Source organism: Candidatus Pelagibacter communis (genome assembly GCF_001179965.1).
Taxonomy (GTDB): domain Bacteria; phylum Pseudomonadota; class Alphaproteobacteria; order Pelagibacterales; family Pelagibacteraceae; genus Pelagibacter.
Genome location: NZ_CVSH01000060.1, coordinates 25,592 through 39,524 on the forward strand (window position 1 = coordinate 25,592; position 13,933 = coordinate 39,524).

General features: G+C 28.8%; 13 protein-coding genes. 8 read left to right on the forward strand and 5 right to left on the reverse strand.

Going from position 1 to position 13,933, the window contains the following annotated elements; all coding sequences use genetic code 11:
- Positions 1-54 precede the first annotated feature (54 nt).
- On the forward strand, positions 55-1,365 hold the full coding sequence (locus AMN73_RS04130) for an NCS2 family permease (RefSeq protein WP_075535013.1): 1,311 nt from the start codon (positions 55-57) through the stop codon (positions 1,363-1,365).
- A gap of 26 nt (positions 1,366-1,391) precedes the next feature.
- Here the strand turns inward: AMN73_RS04130 and AMN73_RS04135 are convergent, their stop codons facing one another.
- Positions 1,392-1,919, reverse strand: coding sequence for a phosphoribosyltransferase (locus AMN73_RS04135; RefSeq protein WP_075535014.1), 528 nt, complete (start codon positions 1,917-1,919; stop codon positions 1,392-1,394).
- A gap of 42 nt (positions 1,920-1,961) precedes the next feature.
- Here AMN73_RS04135 and AMN73_RS04140 point away from each other — a divergent pair, with 42 nt between their 5' ends.
- From AMN73_RS04140 to AMN73_RS04165, 6 genes are read left to right on the forward strand one after another with little or no spacing between them, the layout of a single operon-like run.
- Positions 1,962-2,852 (forward strand): glycosyltransferase family 17 protein, encoded by an 891-nt coding sequence (locus AMN73_RS04140; protein WP_075535015.1) that lies wholly within the window; start codon positions 1,962-1,964, stop codon positions 2,850-2,852.
- A 1-nt stretch (position 2,853) separates the two neighbouring features.
- On the forward strand, positions 2,854-3,465 hold the full coding sequence (locus AMN73_RS04145) for a phosphoribosylanthranilate isomerase (protein WP_075535016.1): 612 nt from the start codon (positions 2,854-2,856) through the stop codon (positions 3,463-3,465).
- Positions 3,466-3,480: 15 nt separating this feature from the next.
- Positions 3,481-4,671, forward strand: a complete 1,191-nt coding sequence (locus AMN73_RS04150) for a pyridoxal-phosphate dependent enzyme (RefSeq protein WP_075535017.1) — start codon at positions 3,481-3,483, stop codon at positions 4,669-4,671.
- Positions 4,664-5,467, forward strand: a complete 804-nt coding sequence (trpA, locus tag AMN73_RS04155; protein WP_075535018.1) for a tryptophan synthase subunit alpha — start codon at positions 4,664-4,666, stop codon at positions 5,465-5,467. Before AMN73_RS04150 ends, trpA begins: the two co-directional genes overlap by 8 nt.
- Positions 5,468-5,526: 59 nt before the next feature.
- Complete coding sequence (locus AMN73_RS04160) at positions 5,527-6,399, forward strand: acetyl-CoA carboxylase carboxyltransferase subunit beta (RefSeq protein ID WP_143323198.1); 873 nt, start codon at positions 5,527-5,529, stop codon at positions 6,397-6,399.
- Positions 6,400-6,412: 13 nt separating this feature from the next.
- Positions 6,413-7,669, forward strand: coding sequence for a folylpolyglutamate synthase/dihydrofolate synthase family protein (locus tag AMN73_RS04165; protein ID WP_075535020.1), 1,257 nt, complete (start codon positions 6,413-6,415; stop codon positions 7,667-7,669).
- Here the strand turns inward: AMN73_RS04165 and AMN73_RS04170 are convergent.
- The gene (locus AMN73_RS04170) at positions 7,666-7,968 is read right to left on the reverse strand and encodes a thioredoxin family protein (RefSeq protein ID WP_256997842.1); all 303 of its coding nucleotides are present in this window, start codon (positions 7,966-7,968) and stop codon (positions 7,666-7,668) included. The genes AMN73_RS04165 and AMN73_RS04170 overlap by 4 nt on opposite strands.
- 114 nt (positions 7,969-8,082) lie before the next feature.
- Between AMN73_RS04170 and AMN73_RS04175 the strand changes: the two genes are divergently transcribed.
- On the forward strand, positions 8,083-8,847 hold the full coding sequence (locus AMN73_RS04175; RefSeq protein ID WP_075535022.1) for a PD-(D/E)XK nuclease family protein: 765 nt from the start codon (positions 8,083-8,085) through the stop codon (positions 8,845-8,847).
- A gap of 4 nt (positions 8,848-8,851) precedes the next feature.
- Here the strand turns inward: AMN73_RS04175 and AMN73_RS04180 are convergent, their stop codons facing one another.
- From AMN73_RS04180 to AMN73_RS04190, 3 genes are read right to left on the reverse strand one after another with little or no spacing between them, the layout of a single operon-like run.
- Entirely contained in the window at positions 8,852-12,184 is a 3,333-nt protein-coding gene (locus tag AMN73_RS04180; RefSeq protein ID WP_075535023.1) for a TM0106 family RecB-like putative nuclease, read from the reverse strand.
- Positions 12,185-12,213: 29 nt separating this feature from the next.
- Positions 12,214-12,774 (reverse strand): hypothetical protein, encoded by a 561-nt coding sequence (locus AMN73_RS04185; protein ID WP_075535024.1) that lies wholly within the window; start codon positions 12,772-12,774, stop codon positions 12,214-12,216.
- Between the two features lie 7 nt (positions 12,775-12,781).
- Positions 12,782-13,921 (reverse strand): DNA recombination protein RmuC, encoded by a 1,140-nt coding sequence (locus tag AMN73_RS04190; protein WP_075535025.1) that lies wholly within the window; start codon positions 13,919-13,921, stop codon positions 12,782-12,784.
- Positions 13,922-13,933 lie beyond the last annotated feature (12 nt).

A 13,933-nucleotide genomic window follows, 5' to 3' on the forward strand; every position in this document is an offset into this window, starting at 1 on the left:
TTTTAAAGAGATAAATTTCAGAGAATCGAATAATTTTAACATTTAGGAGGAATTATGCTTGATAAATATTTTGAATATAAAAAACATAAAACTGATTTTAAAACTGAAGTAATTGCCGGTGTAACGACTTTTTTAACAATGGCATACATCATGTTTTTAAATCCATTTATATTAAGTGGTGAGTTTGCTGGACCTGACGCAGGATTTTTTGATTTTGGTGCAGTTTTTACAGCTACAATTTTAGCAACTGCTTTGGCTTGTTTTATAATGGCTTTCTACGGAAAAACTTGGCCAATTGGTTTAGCGCCAGGGATGGGAATTAATGCTTTTGTTGCATTTGGTGTTGTCGCTGGAATGGGTTATACCCCTCAAGCAGCGTTAGGAGCTGTTCTTGTTGCGGGTATATTATTTTTAATTATTTCATTAACACCGATTAGAGCATGGTTAATTAACTCAATACCAAGAAGTCTTAAACTTGGAATTGGAGCTGGTATTGGATTATTTTTAGCGATAATTGGATTAGAAATCATGGGCGTTGTTGGAGATCATCCCGTTACTTTAGTCACCTTAGGAGATATTAAAAATCCACTAGTTTTGTTAGGTTGTTTAACATTCGTAGCAATTGTTGTTTTGGAAAAACTTAAAGTAAAAGGAAATATTATTATTGGTATAATTGCCTTTAGTATAATTGCGTGGGTCACAGGTCTTGCAAAATTTAATGGAGTAGTTGGTTCAATACCTCCAATGACATATTTATTTGATTTTGATATTAAAGCTGCACTTACTGCAAGTATGTCTACTGTGGTATTTACTTTATTGTTTATAGATTTTTTTGACACTGCAGGTACTCTAACATCTGTTGCAAATGTAGCTGGTAAAGTAGATAGCAAAGGAAGGGTTAAAGACATTAACAAAGCAATGTTGTCGGACAGTGTTGGAACAGTTGCTGGAGCGTTAATGGGAACTACAACCGTTACAAGTTATGTTGAGTCTGGTGCTGGAGTAAAAGCAGGTGGTAGAACTGGTATGACATCTTTGGTTATTGGAATTCTTTTTTTAATGTGTTTGTTTTTTGCACCTTTAGCTACAAGTCTACCAAAAGAAATTGATGGTGCAGCACTTCTATATGTTGCAGTATTATTTGTAAGAAACATAACTGATATTGAGTGGGATGACATAGCAGAGTCAGCTCCTGCTATAGTAGCTATGATTGCTATGCCATTAACTTACAGTATTAGTAATGGAATAGCTTTAGCATTTATAGCTTATGCTCTTATAAAAATTTTGACAGGTAAATTTAGTTCAACTTCTCCTGCAATATGGGTGATTGCAATTTTAAGTGTAATAAGTTTTGCAGTTGCTTAAAATTTTCTAAAAAGGGCTAGAGAGATCTAGCCCTTTTTTTGTTTAGAAATTATTTTATCGATAGATAGCTCTTCATAATGCTCTGTGGGTTGTACAATCCAAGGATCGCTATTAAGCATCACTGGGCAATAATCTGGATTAAATTTCGAGGATTTTTTCTTCCATAAACAGGCTGTTTTAATATCTTTAATATAATTTTTAACTGGCTCGTATTTTTTTAACCAATCAATACTTTTATTTAAAGTTAAACCAGTATCTGAAAGATCATCTACTAGTAAAACCTTTTCAAAATCTTTTTCGCTAGCTATTGAGCTTATCTCACGTGCAAAAATTAATTCACCTTGTCTATCTTCTGTGCCTTTTCCTGAATAGGATTGAATAACTATGTAAGCAGTCGGTAATTTAAAAATTCTTGATAAAATATCTATTATTTGTGCTCCACCTCTCATAATACCAACTAGAACTGTTGGTTTAAAACTTTTACTCACATCTATTGCGAGTTTTTCTACAGTATCAAGATACTCATCAAAGCTAATTATTAATTTTTTTCCCATTTAATTCTTTTAATATAGTATTAAGTTGAATTAAATAAATTTATGAAAGTATACGACTGTTTCATGTATTTTGATGAAGATTTAGTTTTAGATCTAAGACTTAATTTGCTTGATAAATATGTTGATTATTTTGTAATTGTAGAGAGTAAATATAACCATAAAGGGGAGACTAAAAAACTTAATTTTAATATTCAAAATTACAAAAAGTTTGAAAAAAAAATAATATATTTAGTCTTCGATCAAGAGCCATCAGATCTTTTTAAATTTGAAAAAAGTGATACTCAATCAGATATTACCAGTAAGTACATATTTAATGCAGGCAAAAGAGAAAATGGACAAAGAAATTTCATTACTCAAGGTTTAAAAGATGCAGCCAATGAAGATATAATTATAATTTCAGACTTGGATGAAATACCAAATCTTACGGAAATAAATTTTAATACAATTAAAAACGAAATAATAATATTTAGGCATGAGATGTTTTACTATAGGTTTAATCTGAAACTACCTAATTATAAATGGACAGGTTCAAAAGCCTGTAGGATGAAGAATTTAAAAAGTCCTCAATGGTTAAGAAACATTAAAGATAAAAAATTTGGTTTTTACAGAATAGATACTTTTTTTTCAGATACAAAGTACAGAAATCTAATTATTGTTGATAATGGTGGTTGGCACTATACAAATATTAAAACTGCAAAAGAAATTGAGCACAAATTAAGATCATATTTGCATCATCAAGAATTTGATCAAAATCCACTTAGTGTAGAGCAAATTGAAAATATAATTAAAAATAGAAGAGCAATTTATAATCTGGAAGTAGATCAAAGACAAAATAAATTTGGAAATGGACCATCTCTTATTAAAATTGGGCAACAAGAAATTCCTGATTATTTAAAAAATAATCCTGATATTTTTAATAAGTGGTTAGATTAAAATGAAAGCAAAAATTTGTGGTATTAAAGATGAAAATACATTACGATTTTTAATAGATCACAGCTACCCACCTGAGTTCATAGGCTTCATATGCAATTTTCCAAAATCAAAAAGATTTGTTGAAATAGAAAAGCTCAAATATTTAACAAATATAAATAAAAAAAATTCTAAATTTGTGGCAGTTTTAGTTAATCCTTCAGAAAAAACCCTTGAGGAAATTAAAAATTTTAACTTTGATTTTTATCAACTTTACGATGTTCCAGCAGAAAGAACAAAAGTTATTAAAAATACTTATAAAAGAAAAATCATCACCGCATTGACAATAAAAGAAAAAAACGACGTCAGTAAGTACAAAGATTACTTAAATATTTCTGATATTTTTTTATTTGATGGAAAAGGTTATGAAAAATCAATAAGTTTTCAGCACTCTTTTTTAGAGGACTTGCCAAATAATATTGAAAAAATGATAGCTGGAGATATAAAATACGATGACAACTTTGATAATTTAAAAAAATTTGCAGAAATAATTGATTTATCAGGAAGTCTCGAAACTAAAGATAATAAGGATTTTAAAAAAATTGATAAGTTTTTGAATACAATACATAATATATAATTATTTAAAAAAAATATGACAAAAAACTCACTTAAAACTGGTCCAGACGAACTAGGATATTACGGAGAAGATGATAACGCTATGGGCGGAATGGCGGTTGGAGAAACGTTAATGCCAGCTTTACACGAGTTAAATAAAGGTTTTGAAGATGCAATTAAAGATCAAGAATTTTTAGATGAATATGCTTACTACTGCAAACACTACATAGGAAGACCTTCGCCTTTATACTTTGCTGAAGGCCTTACAAATAGTTTGGGTGGTGCAAAAATATTATTTAAACAAGAACATCTTAATCACACAGGGAGCCATAAGATAAATAATAGTTTGTTTCAAGTTTTGCTTGCAAGAAGAATGGGGAAATCTCATTTAATTTGCGAGTCTGGTGCGGGTCAACATTTTTCTGCAACTGCTGCTGTGGCTGCTAAATTCTCAATGCCTTTAATTGGGGTGATGGGAAAAACCGATGTCGCTAGAGTCAATCAAAATGTAATAAAAGCTAAACATTATGGTGCTAAGTTGAAAACTGTCCCAGGAAGTCTTCGGGAAGCTATAACTTTTGCAATTAAAATGTGGACCAGTAATCCTGATTATGCATATGTAATTGGATCATGTGTTTCTAGCTCGCCCTTTCCAAAGATAGTAACTTTTGCGCAAAGTATTATTGGTAAAGAAATAAGAGAACAGTCAATGGCTCAAGAAGGAAAAATTCCTGATATGATAATTGGTTGTCTTGGCGGCGGCTCTAATTTTGCAGGAAGTATTTATGAATTTTTAGATGAACCGAGCGTTAAAAAAATTGGAGTGGAAGCTGCGGAAACGGCTGCTTTAAGTAATGGAACACCCGGGATAATGCAGGGTATGAAAACGTATATGCTGCAATCCAAAGATGGTTCAAAATCATTGGGAGGTTCGTCGCTGGGAGCAGGGATACAATATTTTAGCGTTGGTCCAATGCATGCATATCTTAAAAATTTAGGGGCAGTTGAATATACGTCTGCAACTGATAAAGAAATTTTAGATGCTTATAAATTAGTAGCTAAAACTGAAGGAATTTCTTCAGCACTAGAACCAATGGCAGGAGCAGCGGAGGTAATCAAGCAGGCAAAAAATAAATCAAAAGATTATATAATATGTCTAAGTCTGTGTGGGAGAGGTGAAAAGGATTTAGACACAATTCAACAACATATTGGTAAAGACTTTGAGTAAAAGGCTTAAAAAAATTTTTGAATCTAAAGTTCCAAAAACGAAATTAATTGCATATTTTGTTGGATGTTACCCAAATTATAAAACTAGTCTAGAAATAATTAAAAAAGCAATTGATAATGGAGTTTCAGTGGTAGAAGTTGGTTATGTTACATCAGAAGCTTCAAGCGAAGGGCCAATAATTAAAGAGGCTCATGACCACGTTTTAGCGAATGGAGGGACACTTAATGAAACAATAAAATTAGTTAAAGAAATAAGAAGCTATAATAATGATGTTGGAATATTATTAATGGGATATATTGCAAACTTATATAAATACCCAATAAACAAATTTGTAAAAGATATTAGAGATGCTGGTGCAGATGCATGTTTAGTTGTTGATGCCCCTCACGAGCTTAAAGAGGAAAATCAATTAAGAGAACAATTAGATAAGCATAATTTATCATTAATTAAATTGGTTGCTCCAACAACTGATGATAAACGGTTAAGGGATATAATAAATATTTCATCTGGATTCATTTACCAGGTCAATGTAGCAGGTGTGACGGGTGTAAAAGATGCAAAAAATGAAGATGTAAGAAATTTCATAAAGAGAATTAGAAAACTAACAGATATTCCTATTTGCTCAGGTTTTGGGATAAAAACACCGAAAGATGCAAAAAATATTGCTAACAGCGGTGCAAATGGAATTGTAATTGGATCTGCATTTGTTAAATATATACAAGAGAATATGAAAGCCACAAATTTACCACAAAAGCTGGGTACTTACATCTCATCTTACTCGAGGATACTAAAGTGAATTGGATAACGCGGATTATAAAAGCTGGTCAAAATTTAAAGACCAAAATCAAAAAAACAATGGCAACTAAAGCTGAACAAATGGCTAGTCCATATATGTCTTGTCATGGTTCGCCTGTACTTAAAAAAAATATTTATGATAATGATTTTGTTTGTCCTGAATGCAACTTTCACCATAAGATGGAGCCTAGGGACTATTATGAAAGAATTTTTTTTGGAAAAAATAATTATACAAAAATTAATCATGGCATTCCTTACGAGGATGTTTTGGGTTGGGAAGATACAAAAAAATATACTGATAGATTAAAACAGGCAAAAAAACTATCTGGACTTGAATGTGGAATTTTATCAGTTGAGGGAAAAATTAAAAATATTGAAGTAGTCATGTCATGTCAGTCTTGGTCCTTTATAGCTGGATCAATCTCCATGCCAGAATCAGAAAGTGTACTTGCGGCTGTTCAGAGAGCTATAGAAAAAAAAGTGCCATACATTTTTATAGCAAAGTCATCCGGCATGAGAATGATGACAAATAATCTATCATTAATACAAATGAGCCGCATGACGATGGCAATAAATGAACTAAAAAGAAATAATTTACCATTTATTTCAATAATTACGAATCCCACCACGGGTGGAACTTCTGCGAGTATTGTTCCAATCGCCGATATTATTGTTAGCGAAAAAAATGCAGTTTACGGTTTTGCTGGAAAAAAAATTGTTCAAAATTCAAGCTCGGAACCTTTACCAGAGGACTTTCAAAGTTCTGAATGGGCTCAGAAAAATGGGCAGATTGATAAGATCGTAGACAGAAAAGAACTAAAAGACACTATCTACAATTTATTATCAATTCTACTTAAACGTGATTCAAATTTGAATTCCTTAAAAAATGATGATGTTTCTGAAATAAATATTAAAATAGAAAAAGCCTCTTAATTAGTTAATCAAAATGATTAACTCAGAGATTTATTACAATCATTTACAAAAAAAATATTCTAGGAGTATTACATTAGGAACATCAAGAATTAAGAAAGCGCTTACATTGCTTAATAATCCCCATGAAAAATTAAACAATCCTATAAACATAATAGGTAGCGATGGTAAGTTCACTTGTATTAAAGCGCTCCAATATTTCTTTGAAGCAAATGGCAATACTGCAACTGCTAACTTTTCACCTCATCTTTATGATTTACGAACTCGTTTCTGGTTAAAAAATAGATTTATTTCTCTAAAAGAAATTAAAAAATATGAAAAAAAAATCTCAAAACTCAAAATTAAACTTAGCTTATTTGAGGTTTTAACTTTAGTTCATATCTTAGCAGCCTCAAAAGAAAATGCTGATTTTTCTTTGCAGGAGGCGGGACTTCTGTTCAAGGGAGATGCATCCCGAGTATGGGATAAGCCTTTTATACAGATATGTACAAATTTAAATAAGCAGCACCTTGAGTGGGTTTATCCTAAAACTATTAATGAAATTTGTAGACAAAAAGTTGGGTATATGAGCAATAATACAAATATTTATATAGGAAAACAGAAGCCAAAAGTTTTAAGAATAGTAAAAAAAATACTTAAAAAGAATAAGAGTAATATTACTTACCCCTCTTCTTGGAAAATAATAAAGAAGAATAGAAATATTTTTTATAAAGATAAAAATAATATAATTAAAATTAACTCAAAATATATTCACAGTAATGGTTTGATTGAAAATTTAGGACTTGCTATTAAAATAGCTTTGGATCTTAAAATCAGCAAAATAATAATTGAAAAAACTATACCAAAAATTAAATTTGAAGGTAGAATTGAATATATAAGACGAGGAAAATTAAGGAAATTACTTAATAACAAAGAAAACCTAATCTTAGACGGGGCACACTCTGAAACATCTGCAGAAAATTTATATAACTATTTAAATACTTTAAAAGGTCCAATATATGGAATTTGGGGTATGCAAAAAAATAAAATGCCTGAAAAATTTTTACAGAAATTCAAAAAGATATTTAAAAAAATTTATACATTGAAAATTGAAAATGAAATAAACTCTTGTAATCCACTTAAATTAAAAAAAATTGCAAAAAAACAGGGCTATGACACAGAAGATGTTAAAAATCTTAAAATGGCTTTATCGAAAATACATTCGAAGCAGCCTAAAACAATTTGTATTTTTGGATCCTTATATTTAGTAGGATCAGTTCTGAAAAAAAATTAATCTTTAAGAAAAAATTCTTTTAGGTCCTGTTCAGAAGAACCACCAACTTTTCTTTTTGACTCATTTCCGAATTGATATTTAACTATAGTGGGAACGCCACGAATCCCAGCATCACTACTAGTATTGATATTCTCGTCGACATCACAGTAATATATATTTATATTTTTAAATTCCTCAGAGTTTGACAACTTTTCTAATAAAGGTAATTGTCTTTTACATGGAGCACACCAACTTGCACTATAATTGATATATGCAACTTCTTCTTTAGAAATTTTTTCTTTAAAATCAGTGTCATTCATTTTTTTTATCATAATTTTTTTTATTTAAATTTTAAAACAATGTCAATTTATCATTTTAAACTTGTTAACAGTTAAAGAAAGTTGTTTAATAAATAAAATCAACATTATTAATATATGGATAAAGATTTTCCTTGGTCAATCAAATACTATCCAGGTAGCAAAGATCCTTTTATAATTAGTAGATCCAAAATCGACCTATATTTAAGATGTAAAAGATGCGCTTATCTTGATATGAGACTTGGAATAAAAGGGCCAAAGCCTTTTCCTTATAATTTAAATTCAAGAATTGATACACTTTTAAAAAATGATTTTGATGAGGCACGTAATAAAAATGAAAAAACCAAATATCAAAAAGAAGCAAAGATAAACTGTATTCCATATAGTCACGCTGAGCTTAATATTTGGCGTGAACCTTTTAAGGCAGCAAGGTTTCATCACAAAGAAACTAATATTATTGTAGCAGGATCAGTAGATGATTTATGGCAAGATATTGATACTAAACAGATATCTGTTGTAGATTATAAGTCAACCTTTACAGATAAGTTTGATAAGTTAAAAAAATTTGATGCTCCTTATTTGATTAATTATAAAAGGCAAGTTGAAATATATCAGTGGATATTATCTAATTTAGGGTTAGATATAAGTTTAACAAGCTATTTTTTATATGTTAATGCCAAGATAGATCAAAAAACTTTTGATGATAAATTAGATTTTGAATGGACAATTATCCCTTACAAATCAAAAGATTACAGCTGGGTGAGTAAAACTATTATAGAAATTAAAAATTTTTTAGAAACAAATAATATTCCATCATCTTCTAATGATTGCGATCTTTGTAAATATATGAGCAAGTTTTTTGATTTTATCAAAAAAAAATAAATAGTTAGTTAATTTGAAATTTTAATAATTTATGAAAATTATTAAGCAATTTAATTTCCTCATAATCTGATGGGGCTGTTTCTAAAAGTTTTGGATTAAATAGAATGATTGAGCTGCACTGACTTCTTGATAATGCTACATTTAATCTATTTCGATTAAAAAACCATGCTTTATTCCTAGGTAAACTATCAGTATCAGAGGATACCATCGAAATTATTGTAATTGGCGCTTGTTGCCCCTGGAATTTGTCCACAGTTCCGCAACGTGACCCTTCAGGTAAATTTGCTAATAAAAAGTTTACTTGAACATTGTAAGGACTTACAATTAAAATATCCTGTATATCTAATTTTCTCTCAATACCATTATCTAAAAATTTTACTCCAAAAAGTTGTTTTGTTAATTTTTGAATTACTTTTAGCTCTTCCTCGCTTTTTTGAGAATTATCTGTATGATCCATTGGAACAAAATGGATACCATCATTTTGAATTATACAGTTTTTTGGATATTCTATTTTTCTATTCTCTGATTTTTTATTAGTTAGAAGTCTACCATCATAAAAACTAGATGAGGTAAAACTGTTTATTTTAGGATGAAGTCTAAATGTTTTATTTAAAAATATTCCCTTACCTTCACTAATAGTATCTTTATTCTCTAATAGGTAGTCTAAAATAGATTTTCCAGAATCATTAGGATGACTTCCGCGGTTCGGTTGACCGAGTTGTAATTGATCGCCAACTAAAATTATATTTTTTGCCATTACACCTACTGCTATAATATCTGTGATATTTAATTGTCCAGCTTCATCTACAAATAAATAATCTATTTTTTGATGATAATAAGCATTTGATAAATGATATTTTGTTCCTGCATAAAGGTTAACGGACTCTTCGTGAAGGCCTTTTAGAAATGGCCTATCATCTGTGGCTGTAACAATAAACTTTCCTTGAAAATGTGTTTCTTCATCATCTTTATTACCCTTTTTTATCCCTGAAAAAGTAAATTTTTTTTCAATTGCTATTTGCTCAATTTTTTCAAGTAAATTATGAATTACTTTATGGCTATTTGCAGTTACTGCTACAGTTTTTTTGTTTTGCATAAGCTCAACTATTGCAGACGCTGCTTGAAAAGTTTTTCCTGTTCCTGGTGGACCTTGGCAAAAAAGGTAGCTATCCTTTAAATTTAGAAGAATTTTTGGTATTTCATTTTCAAAATTGTCAGTTTTAATAATTTTTTCACCTAATTGAATCCCTTTTATATTTGGGAAATCTTTATTTAGTAATGTGGTTATTGCTTTGTAGGTATTTTTATTTTGAATAACATCATCACAATACTTATAGATATTTGAATTTAAATTTTTATATCTAGATGCTTTTGGAGGTTTTTCACCAATCGAGAGAATGTTTGGAAGAGATTTATCATTCTTAGAAATTCCTTTTCTTAGAACAACTATCTTTTTAATAGGATCTAATTCTTCTATTTTTCCAGCAGCATCTGATCGATCCAGCTCAACATTGTTAGCTATAGAGACCTGTTTTCCTTTCTTTAATTTAAATTCTTGATCAGGGTACATATACTTATAAATTATAGATCTACGTCTAGGGGTTGGATCTTTATAACTTGAAATTAATTTCATATTTGCAATAACCTCTCTATCCTCTATAAGTTCAGCATCAGTTAGATCCCTTCTATCAAAAAATTCTCTCCACGAAGGTTTATCCTCTCTTGTATAGAAACCAATAATATCTAGCAAAATCTGTTTCAATTTTTTATTTTTTAATTTGGAGTCTTGAATTTTATTTGAATATTCGATCATTAACTCTTCGTGAGGTCGAATTTCCTCATGTTCTTCAGTTGTTTCAAACCATTTAATTCCCTCGGGTTTTATTTTCAAAAGCCACTGTCTTAGCTCAAATGTAGACTCACAGTCCTCCTTATTATAAAATTCAATCTCATCAAGTAATTTTTGATTTTTTGTCTTGGTCCATTCAACATAGAATTGTTCTGATTGCTCTCCTTTTTTTACATCTCCTTGACGTTTAAAATTATAAAATTTTTCTAGATTTTTGATGCTGTAGCTATTCTCTGAAACAAGTATAGCTTGTTTAGTAACTCTGAATAAGTCTACAAACTTTTCTGATCTGAGATAAAAATCATATTCTATACCTTTAACTTTATGTAATGAGGTAAGTCTCTCCAAAGCATTTATCTCATAGGCTGCATAGTGATAAATTTTTGCATTTGGGTATTTTTTAAAATGATTTTTAGTAAGATCAAAAAATTTAATTAAATTTTTTTTTTCTTCTTCTTTGTTATGTGACCATAAAGAAATATATTTTTTTTCATTATTTTCATAATAAAAAATACCAAACAAATATTCTATTTTTGTATCATAAGCGTATTGAGAGCTTTCAAGATCAAAAAATAGATCTCCATCAGAGGGCTTTGGAAGAAGATTAAATCCTTTTCTTACATATAAGTTTTCATCTATATTTTTAAAAATAGGACTTCCAGTTTTTTCAAAATCTAATTGTAGTTTTGCTTGTTGGATTCTTTTATTTATTATTTCATCTCTTAAACCAGATAACCTTGTATTTGGTTTTAGTTTACCAAGATCATCAATTGTTTTAATGCCATTGTTTTTAAATTTTTTTATATTAGATTTATTAATTCCACCCACTTGATTAAGATGCCTTTTTTTTTTCCAATCCTCCTCACAAATTTCTTGCCAGTCGCAAAATTTACAGAAGTTACATTTTTCAGGCTTTGTGCTAATAATTTCTTTCGCTAAAAATTTTTCGTAACTTTTTTTTTGTGAACTATATACTTCAAATACATCATTTAAATTTACTTTTTCTTTTGATCCATCTTTTAATAAAATAAAAAAGTTTTCTGGCAATATCCCTTGAGCCTTTTTTAAAAGATCACAATAAATTCCAACTTGATATATATGATCTCCTTTTATTTTACTCGAATTTTTAGTATCAATTACTGAATAAGAGTAATCACCTAAATTTGATTTTATTTTTTTATTTATTTCAAGAAAATCGAATTCTCCTCTCCATTTCCCATCGGTTAACCAGCCACCATAAATAATTTCGAAACCATCCTTCATGGCTTTGGCTGTCTCTTTAAATTTATCTACATTTTTTAATTTTTTAATATCTTTTATTTTTTTATATTTTTTCTTTAATTCTTGAAAATAGTTCTTTTCATGAATATTACCTTTTTCAAAAATCAACTCATCTAAAATAGTTTTTTCCTTTCGCTTTAATTTCAATATTTTTTCATTTTTTTCATTAAAAATAATATGTTTGCAGCTTAGATACTTTTTAAGCATGCTAGGAGAATAAAAGTTCTTAGTCACAATTAGTTTGGTTTTTTTAATAATTTATCTAATTGTGATTTTCTACTTTTTTTTAAAACCGATGATACTAATTTTCTATTGCAGTTTACATTTAATAGTTTTGTTACTTCTGCAGCAATTTTTGTTGTTGTATAACATTTATTCCATTTTATATCTCTCAATTTTTGTTTTTCTTTTCGATTAGGAATTTTACTTATTTTATCTTCATAATCTTGTGCACTTGGTGCTGCATCAAAAATTTCTAAAATTTTTTTTTTTTTCTTTTCTAAAAATTCAGCACCAATTAAAGATGTATTATTATTTTTACAGTTTTGAAAAATTTCCTGGAGTTTCGTTTCAGTTGGTTTAAGGTAAATAGTTGGTGTAGATCCTGCTGAGCCAACCCTAACTAATCTTGACATTTTAATATTATTATTGTTTGCAAATCTAGGAAGGTTATCTTTTCTTTCGATTTTTATATTTTTACTGTTTAAAAGTTTAATTAATTCATCATCCGTTAAGTATCCTTGAGGTTTTTCCTTAAAAGGGTCTATATTATTAAGTTTTTCGTAATATTTTTGCATAAATTTTTTATTTTTTATAATTTATTACTTTTTTTTCTTCGGGGTCACTAATGTAGTCTAAGTTTTTATCATTTTCATTAGACACTTTTAAATCTCTTGTGTTTAGGCCATGTTCATTTTTTAATTTTTTTATTTTGCTTTCTAAACCTTGGTCCGAGCCAAACGCGCTATGTATTACATCTTTAAGAGCATTAGTATGAGTTTTATGTGAGTTTATTGCAGTTCTTAAGCTATCTTTTAATATTGAGTATTTATCATAAATATCCTCTGCTTTTTTAATCATTCCACCAACTTTAGAAATTTGTTTTTCCTGGTTTTTTATACTCGTGACTGTACTAATTAAACCCATTATCGATATTGGACCACAAAGTAAAATTTTTTTCTCAAAACATTTATCAAAAATAGACTCATTTTCATGTTCTAATACTGATAAATAACACGCATCAAATGGCATAAATAAAATTACATATTGAAAACTTTGTAAATTATAAATTTTTAGATAATCTTTATTTGATAATTCATCTATATGGTTTTTTACAGAGTCAATATGCTTTTTAATATATATATCTCTTGATTGCTTATCCTTGGAGTTTGCAAATTGTTCAAATGCTTTTAGTGAGACTTTACAATCAACTATAATTTTTTGATTATCAGGTAGATGTAAAATAAAATCAGGATTAATTCTTTTCTCTTTACCTGTAATGGGATCAATATTTTTTTTTCCTTTTCTTTCCTCAAAATCATCGTTCTCTTTAAGTCCATGCTTTTCAAATATTCTTCTTAGTTTTAATTCATTAAATCTACCCTGGTATTTTGCATCACCTGTTAATTTTTCATGGAAGTTTTTATGTTCAGTGATAACTGCTTGATATTCTTGAAAACTTTTTTGGCTTATCTCTTTAAAACTATTTACATCTGTCCTGCTTTGAATAAGCTCTTGTTTGTCTTGTTTTAGATCTAAAATATATTGATTTTTTATATTGAGCTCTTTGTCTAAACCCTCATAATCTTTTTGTAATTTAATAAAATCTGGATCTGTGTCTTTATCGATTAACTGATTATGCTTATTTTTTTTTACAAAATAAAAAATTAATCCAACTAATGTAAATGCTAGTGTAATGTTAATTATTGGTAAAAGTTCAATCATATATCACTGTTA

Coding starts and splice junctions, on each gene's coding strand:
- AMN73_RS04175 (WP_075535022.1), top strand. CDS start 8,083: ATGGATAAAGATTTTCCTTGGTCAATCAAATACTATCCAGGTAGCAAA.
- AMN73_RS04150 (WP_075535017.1), top strand. CDS start 3,481: ATGACAAAAAACTCACTTAAAACTGGTCCAGACGAACTAGGATATTAC.
- AMN73_RS04135 (WP_075535014.1), bottom strand. CDS start 1,919: ATGGGAAAAAAATTAATAATTAGCTTTGATGAGTATCTTGATACTGTA.
- AMN73_RS04190 (WP_075535025.1), bottom strand. CDS start 13,921: ATGATTGAACTTTTACCAATAATTAACATTACACTAGCATTTACATTA.
- AMN73_RS04180 (WP_075535023.1), bottom strand. CDS start 12,184: ATGCTTAAAAAGTATCTAAGCTGCAAACATATTATTTTTAATGAAAAA.
- AMN73_RS04130 (WP_075535013.1), top strand. CDS start 55: ATGCTTGATAAATATTTTGAATATAAAAAACATAAAACTGATTTTAAA.
- AMN73_RS04170 (WP_256997842.1), bottom strand. CDS start 7,968: ATGAATGACACTGATTTTAAAGAAAAAATTTCTAAAGAAGAAGTTGCA.
- AMN73_RS04165 (WP_075535020.1), top strand. CDS start 6,413: ATGATTAACTCAGAGATTTATTACAATCATTTACAAAAAAAATATTCT.
- AMN73_RS04185 (WP_075535024.1), bottom strand. CDS start 12,774: ATGCAAAAATATTACGAAAAACTTAATAATATAGACCCTTTTAAGGAA.
- AMN73_RS04140 (WP_075535015.1), top strand. CDS start 1,962: ATGAAAGTATACGACTGTTTCATGTATTTTGATGAAGATTTAGTTTTA.
- AMN73_RS04160 (WP_143323198.1), top strand. CDS start 5,527: ATGGCAACTAAAGCTGAACAAATGGCTAGTCCATATATGTCTTGTCAT.
- AMN73_RS04145 (WP_075535016.1), top strand. CDS start 2,854: ATGAAAGCAAAAATTTGTGGTATTAAAGATGAAAATACATTACGATTT.